The sequence below is a fragment of the Streptomyces sp. NPDC003036 genome, assembly GCF_040611175.1.
Lineage (GTDB): Bacteria > Actinomycetota > Actinomycetes > Streptomycetales > Streptomycetaceae > Streptomyces.
In genome coordinates, this window is record NZ_JBEXNO010000047.1 from 25,591 (window position 1) to 49,229 (window position 23,639).

19 protein-coding genes are annotated in these 23,639 nt (G+C 73.0%); 3 read left to right on the plus strand and 16 right to left on the minus strand.

Annotation, left to right across the window (positions count from 1 at the left end; all coding sequences use genetic code 11):
• Positions 1 to 265: 265 nt before the first annotated feature.
• The 8 genes from ABZX67_RS28250 to ABZX67_RS28285 all read right to left on the minus strand — a co-directional run bounded on the left by ABZX67_RS28250 (position 266) and on the right by ABZX67_RS28285 (position 9,932).
• The gene (locus tag ABZX67_RS28250) at positions 266 to 904 is read right to left on the minus strand and encodes a response regulator transcription factor (protein WP_355365800.1); all 639 of its coding nucleotides are present in this window, start codon (positions 902 to 904) and stop codon (positions 266 to 268) included.
• Complete coding sequence (locus ABZX67_RS28255; RefSeq protein ID WP_355365734.1) at positions 901 to 2,682, minus strand: histidine kinase; 1,782 nt, start codon at positions 2,680 to 2,682, stop codon at positions 901 to 903. Before ABZX67_RS28255 ends, ABZX67_RS28250 begins: the two co-directional genes overlap by 4 nt.
• Before the next feature lie 89 nt (positions 2,683 to 2,771).
• A complete protein-coding gene (locus tag ABZX67_RS28260; RefSeq protein ID WP_355365737.1) occupies positions 2,772 to 3,506 on the minus strand; it encodes a DUF2625 domain-containing protein in 735 nt (244 codons plus the stop codon).
• 332 nt (positions 3,507 to 3,838) lie between these two features.
• On the minus strand, positions 3,839 to 4,519 hold the full coding sequence (locus tag ABZX67_RS28265; protein ID WP_355365803.1) for an aspartate/glutamate racemase family protein: 681 nt from the start codon (positions 4,517 to 4,519) through the stop codon (positions 3,839 to 3,841).
• A 23-nt stretch (positions 4,520 to 4,542) separates the two neighbouring features.
• Positions 4,543 to 4,971: an aspartate 1-decarboxylase gene (gene panD / locus ABZX67_RS28270; RefSeq protein ID WP_355365806.1), complete on the minus strand. Its 429-nt coding sequence runs from the start codon at positions 4,969 to 4,971 to the stop codon at positions 4,543 to 4,545.
• Positions 4,972 to 5,552: 581 nt separating this feature from the next.
• Positions 5,553 to 5,873 carry a cupin domain-containing protein gene (locus ABZX67_RS28275; RefSeq protein WP_355365740.1) on the minus strand — a complete coding sequence of 107 codons (321 nt, stop codon included), beginning with the start codon at positions 5,871 to 5,873 and terminating at the stop codon, positions 5,553 to 5,555.
• Between the two features lie 380 nt (positions 5,874 to 6,253).
• Positions 6,254 to 8,386, minus strand: a complete 2,133-nt coding sequence (locus ABZX67_RS28280) for a cellulose binding domain-containing protein (RefSeq protein ID WP_355365743.1) — start codon at positions 8,384 to 8,386, stop codon at positions 6,254 to 6,256.
• 457 nt (positions 8,387 to 8,843) lie between these two features.
• Positions 8,844 to 9,932 carry a hypothetical protein gene (locus ABZX67_RS28285; RefSeq protein WP_355365746.1) on the minus strand — a complete coding sequence of 363 codons (1,089 nt, stop codon included), beginning with the start codon at positions 9,930 to 9,932 and terminating at the stop codon, positions 8,844 to 8,846.
• Between the two features lie 408 nt (positions 9,933 to 10,340).
• Here ABZX67_RS28285 and ABZX67_RS28290 point away from each other — a divergent pair, with 408 nt between their 5' ends.
• Complete coding sequence (locus tag ABZX67_RS28290; RefSeq protein WP_355365749.1) at positions 10,341 to 11,864, plus strand: PQQ-dependent sugar dehydrogenase; 1,524 nt, start codon at positions 10,341 to 10,343, stop codon at positions 11,862 to 11,864.
• Between the two features lie 153 nt (positions 11,865 to 12,017).
• On the opposite strand, the gene ABZX67_RS28295 is transcribed toward ABZX67_RS28290, so the two are convergent.
• Complete coding sequence (locus ABZX67_RS28295) at positions 12,018 to 12,644, minus strand: TIGR00730 family Rossman fold protein (RefSeq protein WP_355365752.1); 627 nt, start codon at positions 12,642 to 12,644, stop codon at positions 12,018 to 12,020.
• Between the two features lie 709 nt (positions 12,645 to 13,353).
• Here ABZX67_RS28295 and ABZX67_RS28300 point away from each other — a divergent pair.
• Entirely contained in the window at positions 13,354 to 15,354 is a 2,001-nt protein-coding gene (locus tag ABZX67_RS28300; RefSeq protein ID WP_355365755.1) for a LuxR C-terminal-related transcriptional regulator, read from the plus strand.
• Positions 15,355 to 15,395: 41 nt separating this feature from the next.
• Entirely contained in the window at positions 15,396 to 16,358 is a 963-nt protein-coding gene (locus ABZX67_RS28305; protein ID WP_355365758.1) for an ACP S-malonyltransferase, read from the plus strand.
• On the opposite strand, the gene ABZX67_RS28310 is transcribed toward ABZX67_RS28305, so the two are convergent.
• From ABZX67_RS28310 to ABZX67_RS28340, 7 genes are read right to left on the minus strand one after another with little or no spacing between them, the layout of a single operon-like run.
• Entirely contained in the window at positions 16,334 to 17,962 is a 1,629-nt protein-coding gene (locus ABZX67_RS28310; RefSeq protein ID WP_355365761.1) for an AMP-binding protein, read from the minus strand. The two genes, ABZX67_RS28305 and ABZX67_RS28310, sit on opposite strands and share 25 nt — an antisense overlap.
• Positions 17,959 to 19,056: a class II histone deacetylase gene (locus tag ABZX67_RS28315; RefSeq protein WP_355365764.1), complete on the minus strand. Its 1,098-nt coding sequence runs from the start codon at positions 19,054 to 19,056 to the stop codon at positions 17,959 to 17,961. Before ABZX67_RS28315 ends, ABZX67_RS28310 begins: the two co-directional genes overlap by 4 nt.
• 13 nt (positions 19,057 to 19,069) lie before the next feature.
• Positions 19,070 to 20,305, minus strand: a complete 1,236-nt coding sequence (locus tag ABZX67_RS28320; RefSeq protein WP_355365767.1) for a beta-ketoacyl-[acyl-carrier-protein] synthase family protein — start codon at positions 20,303 to 20,305, stop codon at positions 19,070 to 19,072.
• Positions 20,302 to 21,507, minus strand: coding sequence for a beta-ketoacyl-[acyl-carrier-protein] synthase family protein (locus ABZX67_RS28325; protein ID WP_355365770.1), 1,206 nt, complete (start codon positions 21,505 to 21,507; stop codon positions 20,302 to 20,304). The genes ABZX67_RS28320 and ABZX67_RS28325 overlap by 4 nt, the downstream gene beginning before the upstream one ends.
• Before the next feature lie 32 nt (positions 21,508 to 21,539).
• Positions 21,540 to 21,779 carry an acyl carrier protein gene (locus ABZX67_RS28330; RefSeq protein ID WP_355365773.1) on the minus strand — a complete coding sequence of 80 codons (240 nt, stop codon included), beginning with the start codon at positions 21,777 to 21,779 and terminating at the stop codon, positions 21,540 to 21,542.
• A gap of 1 nt (position 21,780) precedes the next feature.
• Positions 21,781 to 22,302, minus strand: coding sequence for an SRPBCC family protein (locus ABZX67_RS28335; protein ID WP_355365776.1), 522 nt, complete (start codon positions 22,300 to 22,302; stop codon positions 21,781 to 21,783).
• Between the two features lie 12 nt (positions 22,303 to 22,314).
• Positions 22,315 to 23,556, minus strand: coding sequence for an aminotransferase class III-fold pyridoxal phosphate-dependent enzyme (locus ABZX67_RS28340; protein ID WP_355365779.1), 1,242 nt, complete (start codon positions 23,554 to 23,556; stop codon positions 22,315 to 22,317).
• Positions 23,557 to 23,639: the final 83 nt, after the last annotated feature.

Consider the following 23,639-nt stretch of genomic DNA (forward strand, 5'->3'; position numbering starts at 1 on the left):
CGGCTCAGGGCTAACCCTGATGTGCCGCGGGGCGCGGATCCGTAGATTCGGGGTTGTCGGTCGGCGGGCCCACGAGGTCGTGACCCCCGTACGGGGGCGGGGTGTTGCGCCGTGTGCCCGCCGACGGCCGCGCTGGTGACCACGACAGGGGGAAGCTCCACACGTGCCTCGGCGCGCGGGGGGCCGTACGGTCAGGGGGGAACCGTACGGCCGCGTCCCTGACGCCCCTCGGCCGCCGGCACGCGCCGGCGCACACGCCGCCGCGTCAGGCCTGGAGGTACGCCAGGACGGCACGGACCCGCCGGTGCTCGGTCGGGTCGGGCTCGAGGTGGAGCTTGGTGAAGATGCTGCGGACGTGGGTCTCCAGGGTCTTGGCGGCGATGTGCAGGCAGGCGCTGATGCCTTCGTTGGAGCGGCCCTCCGCCATCAGGGCCAGGACTTCACGCTCGCGAGGAGTCAGCGTGTCCAGCACGCGGTCCGGCCGGGGCCGGCGCATCAGACGCGCCACGACCTCCGGGTCGATGACGCACTCGCCGCAGGCCACCCTCCGCAGCGCGTCGAAGAGCTCCTGCGCGTCCGTGACGCGCTCCTTCAGCAGATAACCCACGCCCTGGCCGTCGTTCGTCAGCTCCTCCAGCACGCTGCCCGTCTCGACGTACTGGGACAGCAGCAAGACCCCTGTGCCGGGCCTGCTCAGGCGGATGGCCCGCGCGGCGCGCAGGCCCTCGTCGGTGTGCGTCGGCGGCATCCGGATGTCGAGGACCACCACGTCGGGAGCGCTCGTGGCCACGAGCTCCACCAGCCCCTCGGCGTCCCCGCGCTGCGCGACCACGGTGATGCCGTGGTCCTCCATCAGCCGGGCCAGGCCCTGCCGCAGCAGGGCGGAGTCCTCGACGAGAATCACCCGCACGGCAGCTCCACCTCGATCCGGGTGCCGTCCCCGGCCGGGGAGCTCACCCGCAGCCTGCCGCCGACGGCGGCCACCCGGTCGGCCAGGCCGCGCAGGCCGCTGCCCGCCGGATCGGCCCCGCCGACGCCGTCGTCCACCACCTCGACCACCAGCCACGGGGCTTCCCGGCGCACGGTGACGGTCACCGCCCGCGCCCCCGAGTGCTTGCCGGCGTTCGACAGGGCCTCGCTGACCACGTAGTACGCCGTGGTCTCCACCAGCTCCGGCAGCCGGACCTGGTCGGCCATGACCACCACCGGAATCGGGGACTCGTCGGCCAGCGCGGTCAGTGCCGCGCGCAGCCCCTCGCGCGCGAGGACGGCGGGGTGCAGCCCCCGGGCCAGCTCACGCAGCTCCGTCAGTGCCGTGCGCAGCGTCTGCTCGGTCTCGTCGACCGCGGCGAGCAACTGCGGGTCGCGGCCCCACCGGGTGCCGATCCGCCGGAGCCCCATGAGCGCGAACACCAGCCGGCCCTGCGCCCCGTCGTGCAGGTTCCGCTCCAGGCGCCGCCGCTCCTGCTCCTCGGCGGACAGCAGCCGCATCTGCAACTCGCGCGCCCGTTCCGCGTTCCGGGCGGCCCGCTCGGCGAGCTGCATGGTGCGCAGGCACAGCCCCACGGACGCGGAGACCGCCTCCAGCAGCTCCGGCTCCTGCGTGAGCGCCCGGTCGTGCACCAGTACGGCCGGCGGTGTGCACCCGGGTCCGAGGGGCGTCACCGCGGCACCGGCGGCCGGGCGGCCCCGCGCCGGCCCGCCGATCGCACGCCCTTCGGGGTCGGTGTACAGGCCGGACACGGAGGCGTGCGGGATCCCGAGCCTCAGCGTCGGGTCTCCCAGCACCTCGCGCAGCGCGGTCTGCAGTTGGGCCGGTGTCGGGTCGGGCCCGGCGGCGATGACCAGGTTGCCGACGTCGGCGCGGCGCAGGCGGATGCGGAACAGTCCCACCAGGAAGGCCACGGGAAGCGCGACCTGCGTCAGGTCCGACAGCACCAGGGGCAGCAGCTCGCCGCCGCGCAGCAGCCCGGGGTGGAGCACGTACAGCACCTCCCAGCCGACGAAGGCGACCGCGATCGCCAGGGGGACGGCGACCGGCACGAGGACGCGGCGGTACGCGGGGCTGCCCGCCAGCCACCGGCTCACCATCAGCACCGCCACCCACAGCGTCAGCCCGGCTCCCACCCAGCGGTAGACCAGGTCCACCCCGGCGAACACGGCGGGGTCGCGCACGAGGAGCAGCGCGTTGCCGCGGCAGTCCTCGCACAGGAGGTACGAACTGCCCGGGTCGGCCGCCGGGTCGTAGCACAGGGCCCGTACCAGTCCGCCCACCGCCACCAGCGCGTACGCGGCGCCCACCGTCATCCGGGCCCGGCGCCGCCCCACCCGGCCCTCGGGGAAGGCCAGCAGGAGATGGGCCAGCACGGCGAGGTTGAGCGCCTCCCACCAGGCCCCCATGCCGATCAGCAACGGCTGGTCGAAGCCCTGGAGGTTCCCGATGAACCAGGTGAGCCCCTCGGCGAGCATCAGCCGCCCGGTGCCGTTGGCGGGCCGGCGCCAGAGCGCGATGAGCCCCGCGGTCGCGTAGGCGAGGCCCGTCAGCACATCGACGACCACCGCCGACGGTTCGGCTCCAGTACGCGCGTATCCGAGTGTTCCGACGACGGCGGCGGCCACCGCCGCCACCGCCCACGCCGCCAGTCGCCCGGCCTCGCGGCCCGCTCCAGGCTTACGTTCCACCCCAGCGTCCCCCGCGCTCCCGGACCTGCTCACGCCCGCCGCCATTGTGTCACCGCCCGCGTTCGACGACGGCGCGCGGTTCCTGGCCGCTACACGGCACCGAGGAAGCCGGGGTCGGTCCCGTCGAGCTGCGCGCAGGTGGCGCGGCTCACCCCGAGGATCTCGGACATAGCCACCGGGCGCCGGGCGGCGGCCGCCAGGTCACGCCCGGCCTCGGCCGACCACAGCGGCGGGAAGAACGCCAGGCCCTGCCCGGCGGTCAGGCCGCGGACCTCGTCGCGCCAGCCCGGCCAGCGCAGTGTCTCGTAGAACTCGTCGAGCGCACCGGACAGGATCCACGACAGCCACGCGCCGTGTCCGGCGCCGAGTGCCTCCCAGCGGAGGGAGTCGGGCGCGAAGTACACCACCTCGCCGGGCGCGCCGGGTCGTCCGGCCTGCTCGGGTGCGGCGCCGTTGACGGCGAAGACGCCTCCGAGGACGTCGTGCGCGATGATCAGGCCCGCCTCCGCCCGCCAGCCGGCGTCGAACGTGGCGGGGAAGTCGTTGACCCGGGCCAGGGCCGGCAGGTCCCGCGGGTTGCCGGGTCCGGCTGCGGGGCTGCCGAAGACGCGCAGCCAGCCGTGGTCGAGGACCAGGCCGCCGCAGTGCAGCGCGAAGGCGCCCAGGTAGGACCTGGCCGTGATCTGCAGGTGGAGGAGCGCGGCGCGCCCTGCCTCGCCGTCGGCGGGCAGCACCTCGACCGGCGCCCGGCTGGAATCCAGTTCCTTCCGGAGCTCGGGCCAGGCGGGGTCGTCGACGTCGATCAATTCGGGCAGCTCACGCACCGCCGCATCCTCGCACGGCCGCCGATCAGCTCATCGGGCCGGGCTCCGGTTCCGGTCCGGGTACGGGGTCGGGGCCGGGCGGCTTCGGGACGGGGTCCGGCGCCGGTCCGGGCGGCGGCCCGGGCGGCGGCGGTCCCGGATGCGGCGGCGGTGTCGGTACGGGTCCGGGGGCGGGGCCGGGCTCGGGCCCCGTCGGCCCGGGCTGGGGCACGGGCGTCGGCGGGACCGGGTCCGGCGGCACCGGGCTCGGCGGGGTCGGCGACGGGGGTACGGGGTCGGGGGTCGGCGGATTCGTCATGGCGTCCATCCCCTCGGTGATCGTGCGGGCCCGTTCACGCGGGCTTGTTCAGCCTCTCGCGCTGCGCGTTCCCCGGCGCGGCGGGATCACTCATCAGGGTGGCGACGGCCGCCGCGAGTCCGGTGCGGGGGCTGGACAGCACCGGGATCGCGGTGCGGGCCAGGTCGGCGGCGTCCGCCATGGAGGCCTGGGCCAGCACGATCACGTCGGCGTCCCGTACGCCGTCGAGGGCGGCGGCGACCGCCGCCAGGTAGCCGTCCCGATCCCCGGCCTGGAACCGCGCCCACGCGTCGGCCACGAGGACCGTACGCATCGACGGCTCCCCTGCCGCCCCTTCGGCCGCCTCCTCGCGGATGAGCGCCACCGTGGGCTCCAGGGTGCTCGCCACCGAGGCGACCACGACGACCCGGCGCTCGGCGGCGGCCGCGGCGGCCATCGGCCGGTCCACCCGGAGCACGGGCACCCCGGCGGCCACACCCTCGGCGACGGCGCCGATCGTCGAACACGTACACAGGACGGCGTCGGCCCCGCCGTCCACCGCCCCGGCGATCGCCGCCGCGACCTCCCCGGCCACGGCCTCGGGCCCCGCTTCGCGGGCGCGTTCCAGCAGCGACGCGTCGACGAGGTGCCGCAGGGCGAGCCCGGGGTGGTCGGCGTCGCGCAGCGCGTCGAAGACCGGCACGTGGACGGAAGAGGTGTGCAGCAGCGCGAGCACGGCCACGGCCCGGTCCCGCCGGGTCAGCCGCGCACGGCGGGAACGGCGTGCGGGCTGCGCGCGGTGTCGGTCCCGGGCACGGGCGCGGAGGCGTCGGAGCCGAGCTCCACGATCCGGTTGGCGGCGTCGACGTGCACCACCCGCGGCACGAGCGAGCGGGCCTCGGCGTCGTCGACCTGGGCGTAGCTGATCAGAATGACCAGGTCACCGGGGTGCACGAGGTGAGCGGCCGCCCCGTTGATCCCGATGACCCCGGAGCCGCGCTCCCCCTCGATGACGTACGTCTCCAGGCGCGCGCCGTTGTCGATGTCGACGATGTGCACGAGCTCGCCGGGGAGGAGGTCGGCGGCCTCCATCAGGTCGGCGTCGACGGTGACCGATCCCACGTAGTGCAGGTCGGCTTGCGTCACGGTGGCGCGGTGGATCTTGGACTTGAACATGGTGCGCAGCATCGAGGCACTCCTGGACATAGGCTCCCTGCCTGCGTTTTTGCAGGTCAAGGGCGGTTTCCTTACCCTACAACGAGTCGCGTCCGGGCAGCATTCCCCAGGTTTTCCAGGAGTCATGCTGACCACTTGCCGACTTCCTGACGCATCATCGGGCGATGGCGGGAGAGCTTCGCCGCCCTCCTGCACCGCACCGCGATGACTGCACCAGCCTACGCAGCACCCTCCGGCGGGTGTCCGTGACCACCGTCACGTTGGCGGTCTGGGCGGCGGTCAGGAGCTGGGCAGTCGACCGGGAGCGGGCCACGCGCCGCTGCGGGTAGCCGGCCCAGGCCCTTCCATTTCAGAACAGCGGCGGATCTTCGACCGCATCGGCCAGATCACCGCAGCCATCCACCGCAGCGCCCCGGCAGATCGCTGAGCCCGACCAGGTGATTCATCCTCGTCAGCGTCTGCGTCTCCAGTTCATGAAGGGACCGCGACCTCGCCGCCCTCCACACCCGATACAACTGGACCATCCACGCCCCCGGCGAGGACTCCGCCGTACCCGTCGACGTCCCCCTCCCCGTGGATCACGCTCTGCTCGTTCAGCCGGCCCCGGCAACAAGCGGCCCCACCCGCGACTCCAGCCATGCCGGCAGATCCAGGAGCCGAACCCCTTCCTGCTCGTTGGGATCGGTCCGCGCGACCAGGCACACCATGTCCTGATCGCCGGTGTTCACCGGCAGGTGCGGAGTGTTGGCGGGGATGTGGATGTAGTCACCCGCCCCCAGCACCACATGCTCCGTCAGGCCCTCCCCGTGCCGGACTTCAACCTGGCCGGACTGGATGAAGATGGCCGACTCGTGCCCCTTGTGCAGGTGAGGCGGCCGCGAGTGCCGGTGGGCATCACCAGATGGTGGAGACACAACCGCTCCGCCCCCGCCGACCGCGCGCTGATACCCGCACGAACGTGCCACCCTGGACACCCTCGTACTGCCCGGTCCGCACCACCGTGCACTGCTTCTGATCTGCCATACGCGCTGTACAACAACCCGCCCAGGGCGTTCGATCAATTTGCGCGACACGCCTGCCGGTGCCCACCGCGCAGCCCGGACTGACGGGCGGTGTCGACGCAGGCTTTCGCCGGCAGGGGCTCTCGTCGGATGCAGCGCGGAACGCCGCGAGGCCCATCACCACTACACGAGGACCCTGCTCGGTCGCCGCGGTCGGCTCCAGGCCGCCGAGGGTGCTTGCGGCCCGCCCGGGAGCAGGTCGCCCTGCGTCCCTGTCCTGGGCGGGCCGGTTGTCAGCCGGTCGAGCAGACGGTGCCGTTGAGGCGGAAGGCCGTCGGGTCCGGGTTGGGGCCGTCGTTCGTGCCGACGAACCCGAAGGAGGCCGTCGACGCGCCGTCCGGGGCCAGCGGGCCCGCACTCTCAGGGGCGGTCACCCGTACGTGCCGGCCGGTCTGGTGGAAGGTGGCGTTCCAACCGGAGGACACCGACTGGCGGTCGGTCGGCCAGTCCCAGCCCACGGTCCAGCCGGTGATCGGGGTGTCGGAGAGGTTGCGAACGGTGATCGTGGCTACGAAGCCGTTGCCCCAGCTCGTGTCCCGGTGGTACGTCACCGCGCAGGCGGCGTCCGACGGGGTGCCGGTGGTGAAGGCCAGCGGAGTGGACGGGGCGGAGAGCCGTCCCGAGGCGTCGGCCGCCAGGACGTTCACCGGGTGGGTGCTGCCCGGGGGCAGGTTCCGCAGGGTCACGGACGTGCCGGTGCTCTCGCCGACCAGACGGGTGTGGGCGCCGTCGCGTTCCTGGACCAGGTAGCGGGCGGCGCCCTGTGCGCCTTCCCAGGACAGGCGTGCGGTGGTGTCGGTCACCGCCTCCAGCTTCGGGGTGCCCGGGGTTCCGGCGGCCGAGGCCCCGGGCCCGGTGCCGGGCTGCGGGGTGAGGGTGACGGTGAGCATCGCGTACGGCGGCACGGTTACCCGGGACGCGGACGCCTCCCCACCGGTGACCTCGGTGATGTCGCTGTCGCCGCGCGCGTAGCGGCTCACCTCGGGTGCGGCGGCGCTTGGGGTGAAGCCCGCGTACTCGAGGTCCACGGTGCGCGCGGCGTCCGGGTTCTTGTTGATGAGCAGGACGCTCAGGCGCCCGTCGCGGCGGTGCACGGCGTGCGCCGACACGTCCTGCGCGGAGGACGCGGCGGCGACCATGGTGTCGCCCGCGGTGCCCAGTTCGCTGGTCATCTTCATGCCGTAGTAGGGATGGAACGGCGTGTTCGGCGCCGGTTCGCAGACATCGCCGGTGCAGGCGCCGCTGGAGAGCATTCCCATGTCGCCGTAGTCGGTCTCGCCGTCGACGGTGGTGATCCGGCCCGCGCCGTTGTGGGTGTTCCACCAGTCGACGTTGAACACGCCGTTCTCCAGGGCCGTCATGAAGGCGTCGGCGGCGAACAGGCCGTTGGGGCGGGCGGTCAGGCGGGCGCCGCCGGTGTTGGTGTTGATTTCGGTGAGGGCGATGCCGATGCGCGGTGAGCCGGCTCCGGCGTACCGGTCGATCTGGTTGCGCACCTCCCGCAGTTCTCCGGGCAGCCTGGCCAGGCGGTTCATGGCGTCCTGGGCGGTGGTGTCGGACCCGCCCGCGTACCAGTGGACGCTCACGAAGTCGATCACATCGGTGACCTGGGAGAGCACGGTGTGGTTCCAGTCGCCGGCATCGCCGGCGCCGACGACGCCGTCCGGCCAGTGACCCGGGGTGGTGAGGACCGCGCCGACCTTGATGGTCGGGTCGACGGCCTTCATGGCCGATGCGTAGGCGCGGACCTGGCGGGCGTACTCCCTCGGGCTCTTGTCCTCGTGCTCGTCGTGCTCCCAGCCGCTGCCGTAATGGCCGTTGCCGTAGATCTCGTTGCCTATCTCCCAGTACTTCGCGCCGTAGTTCCTGGTGACGTTGGCGTAGCGGACCCAGCCGGCCGCCTCCGCGGGCGTGCCCGACCCGTAGTTGGCGATCAGGATCGGCTGCGCTCCGGTGGCGCGGACGGTGCCCATGAAGGCGTCGAAGCCGGTGCCCGGGGCGACGTAGCCGCCGGGTGCCGTGTGCTTCTCCCAGTGGTAGATGTCCGCGTACGAACCGCCGGGATAGCGCATCGCCCCGACATCGGCCGCCTTCATCAGCGTGGCGACCTCCGGATCGTTCATGTGCGAGTCCCAGATGGCGGCATTGACGCCGCGGGCGACGTCGGAGAGCCGGCCCAGCCCCGCCTGCGTGTTGATCCGGACGGCGGCGTCCGCACCGGGGGTCGCCTGCGACGCGGCGGAGGCGGGACCGGTGGCGCCCAGCGGGGACAGCAGGGCGAGCGCAGCGGCCAGGACGGCCGCGGTGTGCGCCAGGGGGCGAAGGCCGGTACCGGCCGGCCGACCTGGTCTGTGCAGGGGTGGCATGCGGGGTCCTCCCTGGGGCTTCCGGCGCCACGGCGGCAGCGGGTGCCGGACCGTGCCGCCGTGCGGGCGGAATGCCGACGCGGCAGCGGGACGTTCCACGCCGGTGGCACGGAAGCGGTGCGGTGCGTGCGTTCGGGGCAGTGCGGGATGCGGTGCGCTCGGGCGGCCGTGTGGGACGAGGTGCGGGATGTCGTGCGCTCATGACGGTGCGTGAATGCAGCGTGCGTGCTGGGTCCTGGTCCTTGGATGCGATACGGCTCGTGCGCGTGCGGGTCCGGGACCGGACCGTCGTTGGGAGCGCTCCCATGATGGGGATGGTGTGACGTCCTGTCAACTCACGCGACAGAGGCCGAACGATCGAGCGTCACAGCGCCGCCGACGCATGCTCGCTCGGGAGCCGTGCCGGGCTGCAAGGACGCCCGGCTCCCTTCCTCTTCACGGCCTCCCGCGACGCCCCTCAGTCGCCACCGCCACCACCGCCACCGCCGTCACCGCCGTCACCGCCGCCACCGTCGCCCCCTCCGCCGCCTCCCCCACCGGAGTCCCCTCCGTCGCCGCCATCCGGGCCCCAGCCGTCGGCGCCGCCAGGCTCGTTGTCGTCGCGCCCCTTTCCGAGGTTGGTGAACCACGGGCGGTCCCACCATTCGTCGGCGGCGATCGGCTCCCGCGCGACCGACCCGCGCCGCTCGGCCCGGAACCGCGCTGCTCCGGTCGTGTCCCCGATCCCGAAGGCGACCGCGAACGCCTGCGCCATGACGGCGTCCAGCGGATCGGCGCTCTCGTAGCGCACCGGGGTCAGCGGCAGCAGGACACCGCCGGCCTCGGGCCGCGGGCGCCCCCGGGGCCGCGTCAGCAGCGCGACACGCCGTTCGTCGCGCAGCAGCCACGAACTCGTCGCGCTCTCGCGCCGCAATTCCCAGGGCCGATCCGGCAGCCGGACCTCCACACGCCGCTTGGACTTGCGACGCTTCATCATGAGGCGCAGCTCGGCCACTTCGTCGCCGACCCTCAGACGCAACCCGTGGGCCGGATCGTCGTCACCGCGGTGGAAACCGTACGGCGCCCGTATCCGTACGACGGGAGCGTCCGGGCCCCACACGTCCACCCGCACCAGATTCCGGTCGACGGCGACGGCGATCGGCCCTGCGGGCCCCGGCGCGAACCGGCGTGCGATCCACAGGGGTACGCCCTCGGCCCGGGCCCGGGCCGCCAGGGCGGCCACCTGCTCGGGCCCGCCGCAGTGCCGTACCGCCAACTGCCCCAGGGCGCGGGCGAACTCCGCGGCCCGTCGCACTTTCACCGGCCTGGTCGTGCCGGTGAGGCGGGTCACCGGGACGAGCCCGGGGCCAACCGCCAGACGCTCCAGCGGACGTTCCGTCCCACCGCCTCCTAGCCAGTGGCCACGCTGGAACGCCTCGGCCATGGCGGCGAGGTTCAGCTCGTGCAGCGGCGTGTTCCTACCGCCCCTGCGCAACCCCTCCTCAGTCAGCTCGACGGTTCTCGCCAGCGGGTTCCACGACCGCTCGCCATAGAGCACCTGGCTCACCACAACCCCCACACGTACGCGTTCGACAAGGCCGACTCTCTCAGAGAGGGGGATGAGTGCTTCGGCGGTTCCCGTCGGAAGTGACGGTTGGGGCCTGGTGTGACGGAGGGGAGAGCCGATACCGTCGCGGGCAGCGCATCGCGGGGCAGGACTCGGTGCCCCAAACCGGCCCGTTCCACTCGGCCGGTTTGACTCGGCGGGTCTTCGCACCATGTTCCTGCCCCCGCGGCCGGCCGGTCCCGCCCTGCGAGACCGGCGGAGTCGCGGCCCGATCGCGCTGTGATCTGTGTCTGTGATCCGTGATCTGTGATCTGTGATCTGTGATCCGTGATCTGTGATCTGTGATCTGTGATCTGTGATCCAAGGAAGCGCAACCGCCGTGCAAGCGCCCTCGCTCCTGGAGCCGACATGTTACGACGCCACTGGACCTGCCCCCTCGTGCTCGTCTTCCTGCTCACCCTGCTCGCCCCACTGCCTGCCGCCACCGCGCGGCCCTTCGCGGAGGCGGCGGACACGACGTCGACGGTGCCTCTGCCCTCGCTCAGCGCCACCACCACCCAGGTCGCCCACGGGCTGCGACGGCCCACCGCACTCGTCGCCCCCCACGACGGCACCGGCCGCCTGTTCATCACCGAGAAGCCCGGCACCGTCCGCGTCTACCACCCGGACACCGGTCTCGCCCGGACCCCATTGATCGACATCAGCTCGGCCATCGACGAATCGGGCAATGAACGCGGCCTGCTCGGCATCGCCGTGCCGCCCGACTTCACCGAGAGCCAGGACGTCTACCTGGCGTACACCGCGCTGCCCGACGGCGCGGTCACCCTCGCCCGGTACCGGCTCGACGAGTCCCGGCTAGAGCCGCTGGTGTCGCAGCCGCACGCCGAGTACAGCAACCACAACGGCGGCCAGCTCGCCTTCGGCCCCGACGGCAAGCTGTACTGGAGCATCGGCGACGGCGGCGGGTCCGCGGACCCGCTGCGTGCCGGGCAGCGACTGGACACCCTGCTGGGCAAGATCCTCCGCATCGACGTCAGCCGCACCTGCGGCACACTCGCGTACTGCGTCCCCGCGGACAACCCCTTCGTCGGCACCGCGGGCGCCCGCCCGGAGATCTGGCTGTACGGGCTGCGCAACCCGTGGCGGTTCTCCTTCGACAGCGCCGACGGCTCGATGTGGATCGGTGACGTCGGCCAGGGCCGCTGGGAGGAGGTCGACCATCTCGCGCCCGGTCAGGGCGGTGTGAACCTGGGCTGGTCCTGCTACGAAGGGCTGGAGAAGTTCGAGGGCGGCACCTGCCCGCCCGGCGAGGAGTACACGAAGCCGGTCTTCACCTACTCCCCCTACACCGGCGGCTGTTCGGTCATCGGCGGTCACGTCTACCGGGGCCCGAAGTACGCCGACCTGGTGGGCGGCACCTACATCGCCACCGACTACTGCTCGTCCACGGTGTGGGCGATCCGCCCCGACGGCAGGGGTGGCTACGAACAGGCCGAGATCGGGGAGATGCCCACCCAGGTGACGTCGATCGGCACCACGGCGGAAGGAGAGTTCTACGTGGTGAACGATCTGCCCGGCGGGCTGCACCGGGTGTCGTTCGCACACGAGGAGCCCACCTGCCGCGTCGACCGGACCGTGCGGTCCTGGGGCACCGGTACGACGGTCGACCTCACCGTCACCAACACCGGCGGCACCGCGGTGAACGGCTGGACGCTCGAATTCCCGCTGGCCCTGGGGCAGTCCGTCGTCTCCGACTGGAACACGGAGCTCACCCAGGGAAGCAACACCATCACGGCAACCAACGCCCCGTACAACGCGACCATCGCGCCCGGCGCGAGTGTCGCTCTCGGGTACCTGGCCAACCACACCGGTGACGTCTCGGCACCGCCGCGGTTCATGCTGAACGGCGACGCCTGCGCCGTCGGCCGCTGACCCACCGCCCCATCGAAGCGGAGAGCACGCCACCGCCTTGCGGGAGCGCTCCCACGGGCGTGCCGGAAGGGGCGGGACCGCACACACGGTCCCGCCCTGCCCTGGCCGCGCGCGTGCCCGCGCCCCGCAGGCCGGTGGGCACCGTTCCAGTGGTTACAACGCCGGTACCGCCCGTGCGGTGGGTGAGGGATCCCGCCCGGCAGGGCCGCAGGCGTCCAGGGCCGCCTGGACGGACGTCGCCCACACCGGCATGCGGGCCGCCTCGTCGCCGATGAAGCCCTTGGCGTGCAGTTGCGTCAGCCAGGCACGCAACCCGGCGTAGTGCCCGTACGGGTCGAGCACGACGAGCGGTCGGCCGCGGTCGCCGGCCAGCGACAAGGCGCTCCAGGTGTCGATGAGCTCCTCGCAGGTTCCCAGCCCGCCAGTGAGGGCCAGGAAGGCGTCCGCCCTGTGGAACATCATGTGCTTGCGGGTGGACAGCCCGTCGACGACGAGAAGCTGGTCGGCGGCGTGGTCGGCCTTGTGGATCAGGGGCCGGGGCACGATGCCGGTGGTGTGGCCGCCGCCGCGCCGGACGGCGGCGGCCACCGCGCCCATCATCGAGCACGTCTGACCGCCCCACACCAGGTGCCATCCCCGGGCTGCGATGGCCGCGCCGACCTGTTCGGCGAGGGCGATGTCGACGGCTTGGGCGGCGGGCGAGGCGGCGCAGTACACGCAGACCGTGAAGGCCGCGGGGCGCGGTGGCACGGAAGTCGTGGCGGCGGTGTCGAGCGTCATCACGAGCTCCTGATGTGGGCCGAAAGCGCCCCTGCCGAGGGGCTGGTGCGGTAGGCGTACCACGCTACGGAACGACAGTGGGTATTCCAGTCCGCCGGCTTCGGTTTACAGCAGGTTCCGTAGCCTTTCGGGAGGGTCCCCGAAGTTCTCCGATATCCGGAAGGCAGACCTATTGGCGATTGACCATATTTTCCTCGCCTGCTGCTCTTTTGCGTGAACCGCTGGCGAACGGCGCTTGTGATCGATTGGTTGCTGCTGGCCTGGGGAGGAAGCGGAGCGACGCTCACGTCGTCCGTCGGCCCTTTTCGTTGTCCGCGTTCTCTCCCGCCAAGGTGCCCCTATGCCCCATCCCGTGCCGGCCCCCGCCCTGGCACCACTGCCCGAAGCGACGACCGGTTTCGTCGGCCGACGGCGAGAAACCGGTGAACTCCGCAAAGTCCTGGAGACCTCGCGTCTGGTCACCGTCATCGGTGCCGGTGGTATAGGGAAGAGCCGCCTCGCCTGGCACACCGCAGGCAGACTCGCGCGGGCTTTCCCCGGAGGTGTTCACTATGCCGATTGCGCCGACGGCGAGGAGATGCTCGCCCGTGCCCTGAAAGCGGCGCCGGATGCCCGGGCATTGCTCGTCGCGGACAATTGCGAGGCGGCACGTGTGCCGGTGGGGCGTCTCGTCGGGCAGGCACTGCGTTCGTCCGCCCCCTGGCACGTCATGGCGACGAGCCGGCAGGTCCTGGGTGTGCCCGGCGAGCACGTGTACCGGTTGCCACCGCTGGACCTGCCGACGGCCGAGGAGCGGTCCACGGTGCGGATCGGCGCGTGCGACGCGATCGCGCTGCTCCTCGCGCGCGTCCGCGCCGTGGTGAGCGGGTTCGCTCTGACCGAGGAGAACGCTCCCTGCCTGGTCGAACTGTGCCGTCGGCTGGATGGGCTGCCGCTGGCCCTGGAGGCCGCCGCCGCGCAGATGCGGGTGCTGGCGCCCCGTCAGGTGCTGGACCGGGTGGTGTCGTCCTACGACGTGTTCGCGCGCGGAATCGGTCCCGCCGCCCCCGGACTGCTCGACTGCGTGCGGCGCTCCGCCGAGCTGTGTTCACCCGAGGAGCGGGAGCTGTGGGCCGGCCTGTCCGTGTTCTCGGGCCCCGTCACGCTGGACGCCGCGACGACGATGCGGCCCGCCGGCACCGATCCGGAAACCGTCCTCCACCTGATCGCGGGCCTGGTGGACAAGTCGGTCCTGGTCCCCGAGGACACCCGGGACGCGGTCCGTTACCGGTTGTACGCGCCACTGCGCCACCACGGTCACCGCATGTTGCAGGAGAGTGGCCGCACTCTCCACGCCCGGCGCCGGCATCGGGACCACCAGCGGCGGATCGCCGAGGCGGAGGCCGCCCGGATGATGAGGAACACGCCGGATGCGGCCCTGCCACCGTCGCGCGCGGACGATGCCGACCTGCGTGCCGCCCTGGAGGCATGCCTCACCGATCGCGAGGGGGGCGACGCGGGGCTGCGCCTGGCCGTGGCGCGGTGGCCGTACTGGCTGGCCGAGGGCGCGACCGCCGAGGCGTGCGACTGGCTCGAACGCTTCGTACACGCCGCCGGTGACCTCCAGGCCACCGAAACCGCGGCGTACGCCCGTGCCCTGTGGGTGCTGGCGTGGTTGCGGGGCGCACAGGGCGAGACCCGCGAAGCCCGCGCCGCGCTGCGGCACGGACGCGCGGTGGCACGCGAGATCGCCGACGACTCCGCGCTGGCGCACGCGGCCTTCGTCCACGGCGCCCTGGACCTGGGCGAGGGCGACGCGGCCAAGGCGGTCACCGTGCTGGGAGAGGCCATGGAGCGCCTCACCGGGCCCGAGGACGCGTTCGGCGGCATGATGGCCGCCCTCCATCTCTCCTTGGCTCTCGGACAGACCGGCGAGGACGGCCGTCGAGCGCGCGTGCTCGCCGAGGAGTGCCGTACTCGGTGCCGGATGCCCCGGTGGAAGGGTTACCCGCAGTGGGTGCTCGCCGCCGAGACCTTGAGGCAGGGGGACGTCGACGGCGCCCACGCATCGGCCCTGGAGGCGCTGCGGTCGTTCCTGGCCGTCGCGGACCGGCCGGCCACCGCGGCCGCACTGGAGCTACTGGCCCGGACAACGGCAGCCCGGGGCGACGACCGGCAGGCCGCCCGCCTGCTCGGTGCCGCCGCCGGGCACTGCCCGGGTAACCCGGCCCCGGCTCGGCTGCTGAGTACCGCGGCGACCAGGAAACAGCACGCCGGTCTGTGCGCGGGCGTACGACAGAGGCTGGGGTCGCGCGCGTTCGAGGCGGCCACCGCCGAGGGCGGGGGCGCGGACCTGGGCGAGCTGCTGGGCGGCGCCTTCGCCCCGGTGCCGCTGCGCCCCGGCCGCGGGTCGGCGGACGAGGCCGGTGGTCCGCTCACCCCGCGCCAGTGGGCGGTGGCGCGGCTGGTGGCCGAAGGGCTGAGCAACCGGGAGATCGCCGGTCGGCTCGTCGTCGCGCAGCGCACTGTGGAGACCCACGTCGAGCACATCCTGGCCCGGTTGTCGTTCACCTCGCGCGTGCAGATCGCCGCCTGGGTCACCGAACGCGCCGGATGGCCCGCGGCGCCCGATGCCGCTCCACCCGTACAGCCCGCACAGCCCGCACAGCCGACGACGGTGCCCCTCCCCCCGGTCAGGCTCGTCCGGCAGACGAGACGAGCACTTCGGTGAGTTCCACGGCCTGTGCCGACAGAGCGAAAGGCGGATCCGACATGCAGGTCCAGACGCGTGGTGGCGACGGTGCCGGCGAATCGGCCTGGTCCCGGTACGTGGTGGCGTTTCCCGGACAGGGCGGGCAGGGCCCGCGGATGGGTCTGGCCTGGCGCCACCATGACGTCTGGGAACTGGTGGAGCGGGCCGAGGAGGCCCTCGGCCGCCCCGTCGCGCCCATGCTGCTGGACCGGGCCGCCGCACCGCGTACCACTGCCGAGGCACAACTGGCGGTGTTCCTGGCCTCGATGCTGGCCTGGGAAGCCGTCCGGAAGGCAGTCGGTCCGCCCGCCCTGTTCGCCGGGCACTCCCTGGGGCAGATCTCCGCGCTGACCGCCGCGGGCGTCCTGGCGTTCGACGACGCGGTACGGCTCACAGCGCGCCGCGGCGAGGTGACCGAGGCGGTGTGCCGCGGGCAGGACGGCGGCATGGTGGCGGTGCTGCCGATCTCGACCGAGGCGGCGGCGAAGGCGTGCGGCGTGCCCCCGGACGACTGCTGGGTGGCCAACGACAACGCGCCCGGACAGGTGGTGCTGGCCGGTACCGAGGCGGGGTTGGCGCGGGCCACGGAGGCGGCCCGGGCGCTGGGGGCGGAGAAGTTCTACCGGCTGGCGGTGCCGGGCGCGTTCCACACACCGCTGATGGCCGAGGCCGCCGACGCCTTCGGCGACCATCTCGACACCGTGGCGTTCGGAGCACCGGTGGCCCCGGTCCTGTCCAATGCCACTGCCCGGCCCGCGCCCCCCGATGCCTCCTGGCGGCGGTTGCTCTGCGAGCACCTGACCTCGCCGGTGCGGTGGTGCGAGTCACAGGAGTACATGGTGGCGGCCGGCGCACACGCCCTGGTCGAGGTGGGGTGCGGCAGCACGCTGAGCAAACTCGCGCAGCGCACCGTTCCACAGCTGGCGACCTATCAGCTCGACACCCCGGCCGCCGCTGATCAGCTGCTCGGCCGGCTCTCCTGATCCTCCGCCGTCGCCCCGGGCGCGTTGCGTCGTTCGGCGGCGACGAGCGCGGCGATGGTGCGTCTGAGCCGGGCCTTGTCGACCTTGCCCACCCCGGTGGTGGGCAGCGCCTCGACGACCTCGAGACGGTCGGGCAGCTTGAAGGGGGCGGCCCCCTGGGCGCGCAGGAAGTCCCGCAGTTCGCGCAGGTTCGGCGCGTCGTCCCCGGACGGCACCACCACGGCGCACACCGCTTCGCCGTGCAGCGGATGCGGCATCGCGACGACCGCCGCGGCGCCTACGCGCGGGTGTCCCCTCAGCAGTCTCTCCAGGTCCCCCGCCGGGATCTTCTCGCCGGAGCGGTTGATCACGTCCTTGACCCGGTCGACGACGATCACGTTTCCCTCGTCGTCGAGCCGCACGAGGTCTCCGGTGCGGTAGAAGCCGCCGGGGCCGAAGGCGCCGGGCGGCCTGGCGTCCGACGCGTAGGCCGTGATCGTGCTCGGGCCCCGTGTCCACAGCTCACCGACCGCGCCCGGCGGGACCGTGCGCCCCGCCTCGTCGACGACCCGTAGCTCGTCCCCGGGCGCGGCGGGCCGGCCCTGGGTGGTGGCCACGATGTCGTCCGGGTCGTCGAGCCGGGTGAAGCACAGCAGGCCCTCGCTCATGCCGTACACCTGCTGGACGGCGCAGTCCAGTTCGGTGGCCAGGCGCCGGGCGGTGGCCGGGTCCAGCTGGGCGCCGCCGATCTGGAGGACGCGCAGGCTCGTCACGTCGCGGGGGTGCTCCCGCTGTTCCGTGAGCCACTGGGCGGCAAGGCCGGGAACCAGCGCGCAGTGGGTGACCCGCTCGCGTGCGACGAGGTCCAGGCAGTGGGCGGCGTCGGCGGCCCGGGCCAGCACCACCCGCCCGCCGTGAGCGAGGGTGCCGAGGACGCCGGGGTGCCCGAAGGCGAAACTGTGCGTGACGGGGATCGCCGCGAGATAGACGGAGTCGCGGTCCAGGCCGGACACCTCGGAAGCGGCGCGGATCACCGAGGTGAACGCCTCGTGCGTGCGCGGGATGCCTTTGGGCGGGCCGGTCGTGCCGCTGGACAGCAGGTGCAGTGCGATGTCCTGCGGCTGAGCGGTGTGTACGCGCGCCGGGTCTCCGTCCGCCGGGACGCACAGTGCGCGCAGGTCGTCCCCCTCCAGCAGCGTCCTGAGACAGTCGTGTTCCTTGATGAGGCGCCGTGCCATCTCCGGGTGGTCGAACGCCCGGGAACGCCGGGGCACTGCCAGCGCGGCCGGGCGCAGCGTGGCGATCACGGGACGCAACTCGTGTTCGCGCAGCGTCGGCATGGCCAGGACCGGCGGGCAACCGGCTCGCATCAGTGCGAGGGAGAGCACCAGCAGCTCGATGGTGTTGGGGAGTTGTACGAGCACGGGCTCGGGGGCGCGGAGGCCCAGCCCGCGCAGGCGTGCGGCGGCGCTGTCCACCGCCGCCGTGAGCCCGCGGTACGTGAGGCGCCGCTCCTCGCAGACGACCGCGCATCGGCCGGCCAGGGCGTCGGCGTGCCTCAGCACGAGGTCGTCCACCCGTTCCGGCCGCCACCATCCCGCCGCGCGGTAGTGGTCGGCGCTCATCGGTCCCCCACCAGTGCTGCGGCCTGCTCGATCGCCGTCGTCTGCCAGGGTGTCAGCTCCTGGTAGGGGCGGGCGTCGTAGAAGTCCGCGTACGGGTCGACGATGTCCGTCGTGTGCCCGGACATCGCTTCCAGCACGGCCAGCCCGCAATACGGTACGTACACGGGTGAATAGCCCCCCTCATGGCACATCACCAGGCGCCCCCCGCACAGCTCCTCCGCCAGCTCCAGCAACTGCGTGGCCAGGTCGCGGTATCCCCGCGCACTCACCCCCATGCGGCCCAGCGGATCCGCCGCCGAGGCGTCGAACCCGCTTGCCACGATGATGAGATCGGGTACGAACGCCCGTACCGCGGGCACCACGACACGGCTGAACGCCGCCGCGTACGCGCCGTTGCCGCTGCCGGCCGGGAGCGGCACGTTCAGCACGGTGTCCGCGGCCGTGCCGCCGCCGCGCTCGTGCCGGTGACCGGAGTCGAACGGGAACAGCCCGTCCTGGTGGACCGAGACCGTCAGCACGCCCGGATCACTCGCGAAGATGTCCTGCGTGCCGTTGCCGTGGTGCACGTCGTAGTCCACGACCGCGACGCGCTCCAGGCCGTGCCGCGCCCGGGCGCGGGCGACGGCGACGGCGATGTTGGCGAACACGCACCAGCCCATGCCGGTGTCGGGCAGTGCGTGGTGGCCGGCCGGGCGTACCAGCGCATAGGCGTTGTGCGCCTGTCCGGTGAGCACCGCTTCGGTGGCGGCGATCGCGCCTCCGGCGGCCAGGGCGGCGATGTCGTACGCGCCCGGCCCGAAGGGCGTCCAGCCGTCTCCGGCGTCACCGCCGCCCGCCGCGCTGGCCCGCGCGATGCGGTCGACGTAGGCCGCGGTGTGCACGCGCAGCAGGTCCTCTCGTGTCGCCTCGCCGGGGGTGATCCGCACCAGGTGCCGCGCGAGGCCGCTGGCCTCCACCAGGGAGGCGAGGCGGGTCCTGGGCTCAGGGGAGTCGTAGTGCGAATGGGGTGGCAGCGAGCCGCCCGCTCCGGGGGGATGGAAGTTCCCCGTGTCGTACCAGCCGTAGCGCTCGTGCCACACGTACGCCGTGGTCACTTTTCCTCCCACCTCACGCCGCGGTGAGGACGAGCACCGCGTTCTGTCCGCCGAAACCGAAGGAGTTGTTCAGCGCGGCGCCGCTGGTGACGGCCCGGGCGGTGCCCCGCACCAGATCGCAGTCGATCTCCGGGTCCGCGCGATCGAGGTTCGCCGTGGGCGGTACCAGACCGCTCTCCAGCGCGAGGACGGTGAACACCGCCTCGATGGCGCCCGCGGCGCCCATGCAGTGGCCGGTGACGCCTTTGGTCGAGGTGACCAGGGCGGCCGGGCCGATCGCCCCGCGGATCGCGCGGGCCTCGGCGACGTCACCCAGCCGGGTCGCGGTGCCGTGGGCGTTCACGTGGCCGATGTCCGAGCCGGACAGGCCCGCATCGGCCAGGGCCGCCCGCACCGCGGTCCGTGCCCCCGCTCCCTCGGGGTCGGGCGCGGTGTCGTGCAGCGCGTCGGCCGATGCCCCGTAACCGCTGACGCAGCCGCGCACCCGGGCGCCACGTGCCCGGGCGTCCGCCTCCCGTTCGAGCACCAGCACGCCCGCTCCCTCACCGGCCACGAACCCGTCCCGGCCGGCATCGAACGGGCGCGAGGCGGTGGCCGGATCGTGGCAGCGGCGGGACAGCGCGCCGGCGGCCGCGAGCCCGGCGATCATGGAAGGACTGACGGCGGCCTCCGTGCCGCCGGCCAGCACGATGTCGCAGGTGCCGTTGCGCAGCAGGTCCCGGGCCACTCCGACCGCCGTCGAACCCGACGCGCAGGCGGTGCTCACAGCGAGATTCGGGCCCCGCGCGCCGCAGTCGATCGCGATGTACCCGGCGGCCATGTTGACGCCGTACGAGGGGAGGAGCAGCGGGGACACGCTCGACGCGCCCTTTTCACGCAGGTTCCGGTGCTGCTCCTCGAATGCCGCTGTGCCGCCGAGGGAGTTGCCCATGACCACGCCGACGCGGGCGCCGTCCCAGCTGTCCGGGTCCAGGCCGCTGTCACCCAGCGCCTCCCGGGCCGCGACCATCCCGAGGAGGACGTGCCGCCCCAGACGCCAGGCCGTACGCCGCCCCAGGACCGCGACGGGGTCGAAATCCGCCGGCACCCGGCAGCTGAAGTCCACCGGCAGCCCCACCAGCTCCGGATCGGCGGACGCGGTCGGGACACCGCTCAGGACCCGCTTCCAGTTCTCGTCCACCCCCACCCCGGCAGGAGTGACCAGCCCCAGACCGGTCACCGCCGCACGGAAGGGGCGAGGGGGCGTCATGCGGCGGTGAGGACGACGACGGCGTTCTGACCGGCCAGCCCGAACGCGACGTTGACGGCGACCTCGACGGGCATGGCGCGCGGCGAGCCCTGGACGATGTCCGCGTCGATCCGCGGGTCGAGCCGCTCCAGATTGGCGACCGCCGGGACCAGACCGTGCTCGATGGCGAGGACGGTGTACACGGCCTCGATCGCGCCGGCGGCGGCGATGCAGTGACCGGTGACGCCCTTGGTCGAGGTCACCGCCGGACGCGGACCGAGTACGCGGCGCAGCACGCGCGTCTCGCCGATGTCGTTCAGCTCGGTGGCGGTGCCGTGGGTGTTGACGTGGTCGACGTCGGCACCGGACAGCCCGGCGTCCGACAGCGCCGTACGCAGGGCCCGCTCGAAGCCACCGCCGTCGGGGTCGGGGGCCGCCTGGTGGACGGCGTCGGCGGAACCGCCGTAGCCGCTGATGTGGGCACGTACGCGGGCGCCGCGTGCGCGGGCGTCCGCCTCGCGTTCGAGCACCAGCACTCCCGCGCCTTCGGCGGCCACGAACCCGTCCCGGTCGACGTCGAACGGCCGGAACGCCGCGGGCGGGTCGTCGGAGCGGCGGGAGAGGACGCCCATGCTGGTCAGGCCGGCGACGATGGTCCGGCTCAGCGCCGCTTCCGTGCCGCCGGCCAGCACGATGTCGCAGGTGCCGTTGCGCAGGAGGTCCCGGGCCACCCCCAGAGCGGTCCCACCGGACGCGCACGCCGTGGTGACCACCAGGTTGGGCCCGCCCGCGCCGCAGTCGATCGCGATGTGTCCGGCGACCATGTTCGCGCCCCACATCGAGATGAACACGGGCGACACCGCCGCGGCGCCCTTGTCACGCAAGGTCAGGCACTGCTGCTCGAAGGTCGTCGTGCCGCCGAGGGAGTTGCCCATGACCACGCCGACGCGGGCGCCGTCCCAGCTGCCCGGGTCCAGGCCGCTGTCACCCAGCGCCTCACGGGCCGCGACCATCCCGAGCTGGACGTGCCGCCCCAGACGCCAGGCCGTACGCCGCCCCAAGACCGCGACGGGATCGAAATCCGCCGGCACCCGGCAGCTGAAGTCCACCGGCAGCCCCACCAGCTCCGGATCGGCGGACGCGGCCGGGACACCGCTCAGGACCCGCTTCCAGTTCTCGTCCACCCCCACCCCGGCAGGAGTGACCAGCCCCAGACCGGTCACCGCCGCACGGAAGGGCTCCGCGGGAGGCCGCGTCACGCGGGGAGCCCCCTGCTGCGCAACAGCTGTACCAGCTGCCCGAGGGTGTCCTGCGGGCGCATCTCGTCATCGGTGCACGGCACCCCCAGGTCGTCGCGCACCACCAGCGTCAGCTCGGCGATGGCCAGGGAGTCCAGGTCGAGGTCCCGCAGGGTCGCATCGGCGGTGATCTCTTCCTCGGGCACGCCGAACCTGGACGAGAGGATGTGGGACAGCGCGGTCGGTACTGCGGTCATGTCAGCTCCTGATGGATGGGGAGGAGAGGGGGGCGGGAGAGCCCGCGGCGGGAAAGTCGACGAGGGCCTCCCCGCCGGCCAGGACCTCGACCTCGCCGAAGAGTCCGGTGAGCACGCGCAGGGTCGAGCGTTTGATCACGCGCTCCGCGATCGGGTCCATGATCCCGACCAGGCTCTCGACCCCGAAGTCGTAGGTGACGTCGAGCATCACCTCGACACCACCGGTGCCCGGGATGAGCTGCCAGACTCCGCGGAAGTCCTCGAAGTCGCCGTCCAGCTGGGCGAATTCTGCTCGCAGCCGGTCGCGGTCGAGGCGTTCCCGCTCGGTCCAGCTCATGAGGCCGCGGCGGAAGTTCATCACCCAGTCGCTGGTGCGCGGTTCGCCCGGCGTGGCCGCCTCCTGGGTCACCACCGAACGCACGTCCGGCGAGAGCGACGGGTAGCGGGTGAAGTCCACGACGGCGTCGAAGGCCGCGGGACCGTCACCGGTGGGCAGCTTCAGGTGAAAGTGAATGGATCGCATCGTCGGCGCTCCTCAGACCAGTGCGGCGCGGGCCGCACGCTCGAACGCCTCGTACAGGAACGCGATGTCCTGTTCGTCGAGTACCGCGGGCGGGGTCAGCCGCAGGACTCCCGACGCGTTCATCGAGTGGTTGGCCAGCACCCCGGCCCCCATGAGCTCGACCAACAGGTCACCGACCAGGCCGGGGCGGTGCAGCTCGATGCCGATGAGCAGGCCGACGCCGCGTACCTGCACCACCTGTTCGCCCAGCGCCCGCCGTGCGATCCGGTCCAGGTCGTCACGGAGCCGGGCACCGAGCACCCGGGCCCGCTCGACGATGTCGTCCTGCTCGGTCGCACGGATGGCGCCCTGTACGGCGGCCATCGCCAGAGGGTTTCCGGAGAAGGTAGAGGTGTGCAGGAAGGGGTCGCGGTCGAACGCCTGGAACGCCTCACGGGTCGCCACGACGGCCGAGACCGGCACGACTCCCCCGCTCAAGCCCTTGCCGACGAGCAGCGCGTCGGGGGTGACGCCCGCGAGGTCCGCGCCCCACCAGGCGCCCAGGCGGCCCATGCCCGTCTGGATCTCGTCCAGGACGAGGAACGCGCGGTGTTCCCGGCACAGCTGCGCCACGTTCCGCAGGTAGCCGGGCGGCGGGATGACCACTCCCGCCTCGCCCTGGACGGGTTCCACCACGACGCACGCCTCGTCCCGGTGCGCGGCCAACTCCGCGGCCAGCGCGTCGATGTCGCCGTAAGGGACCTGCGACACCTGCGGCAGCAGCGGCTGGAACGGCTCGCGGTACACGTCGTTCCCGGTGACGCTGAGCGCGCCCATCGTCTTTCCGTGGTAGCCGCCGCGCATCGACACCAGCCATCGCTTGCCGCACGTGCGGGCCATCTTGATAGCGGCTTCGACCGCCTCGGCCCCGGAGCCCGCGAAATGCACCTTCTCCAGACCGGCGGGGGCCACCGACACCAGTGCTTCCGCCGCTTCGACCACCTCGGGTTCCAGCAGCAGCCGGGTGGCCATCGGATGGGAGGCGAGCTGCCGCGCCACCGCGTCGATGACGACGGGGTGGCGGGCGCCGAGCAGGAACACCCCGTAGCCCCCGCAGTTGAGGATGCGGTGCCCTGTGTCCGTGGTGATCCAGGCCCCGTCGGTGGCGACCTCGACATCCGCGCCGAACATCTGCCCCAGCGAGGCACGCCCCTTGCTCAGACAAGCGCGGTGGCGGTCGGCGATCGATGGACCGGCCAGACTGACCGAGGTCATCGGTGCCCCTTTCGTACGGCTCCGTGCGGCACCGCCCACCATCGCAGCGTGCCCGCGCCCGGACATCGGGAGTTCCACCGATG

Excerpts from the sequence above, each read along its gene's own strand:
- panD (WP_355365806.1), bottom strand. The coding sequence starts at position 4,971 with ATGCTGCGCACCATGTTCAAGTCCAAGATCCACCGCGCCACCGTGACG.
- ABZX67_RS28280 (WP_355365743.1), bottom strand. The coding sequence starts at position 8,386 with ATGCCACCCCTGCACAGACCAGGTCGGCCGGCCGGTACCGGCCTTCGC.
- ABZX67_RS28290 (WP_355365749.1), top strand. The coding sequence starts at position 10,341 with ATGTTACGACGCCACTGGACCTGCCCCCTCGTGCTCGTCTTCCTGCTC.
- ABZX67_RS28295 (WP_355365752.1), bottom strand. The coding sequence starts at position 12,644 with ATGACGCTCGACACCGCCGCCACGACTTCCGTGCCACCGCGCCCCGCG.
- ABZX67_RS28300 (WP_355365755.1), top strand. The coding sequence starts at position 13,354 with ATGGCGACGAGCCGGCAGGTCCTGGGTGTGCCCGGCGAGCACGTGTAC.
- ABZX67_RS28305 (WP_355365758.1), top strand. The coding sequence starts at position 15,396 with ATGCAGGTCCAGACGCGTGGTGGCGACGGTGCCGGCGAATCGGCCTGG.
- ABZX67_RS28310 (WP_355365761.1), bottom strand. The coding sequence starts at position 17,962 with ATGAGCGCCGACCACTACCGCGCGGCGGGATGGTGGCGGCCGGAACGG.
- ABZX67_RS28320 (WP_355365767.1), bottom strand. The coding sequence starts at position 20,305 with ATGACGCCCCCTCGCCCCTTCCGTGCGGCGGTGACCGGTCTGGGGCTG.
- ABZX67_RS28330 (WP_355365773.1), bottom strand. The coding sequence starts at position 21,779 with ATGACCGCAGTACCGACCGCGCTGTCCCACATCCTCTCGTCCAGGTTC.
- ABZX67_RS28335 (WP_355365776.1), bottom strand. The coding sequence starts at position 22,302 with ATGCGATCCATTCACTTTCACCTGAAGCTGCCCACCGGTGACGGTCCC.
- ABZX67_RS28340 (WP_355365779.1), bottom strand. The coding sequence starts at position 23,556 with ATGACCTCGGTCAGTCTGGCCGGTCCATCGATCGCCGACCGCCACCGC.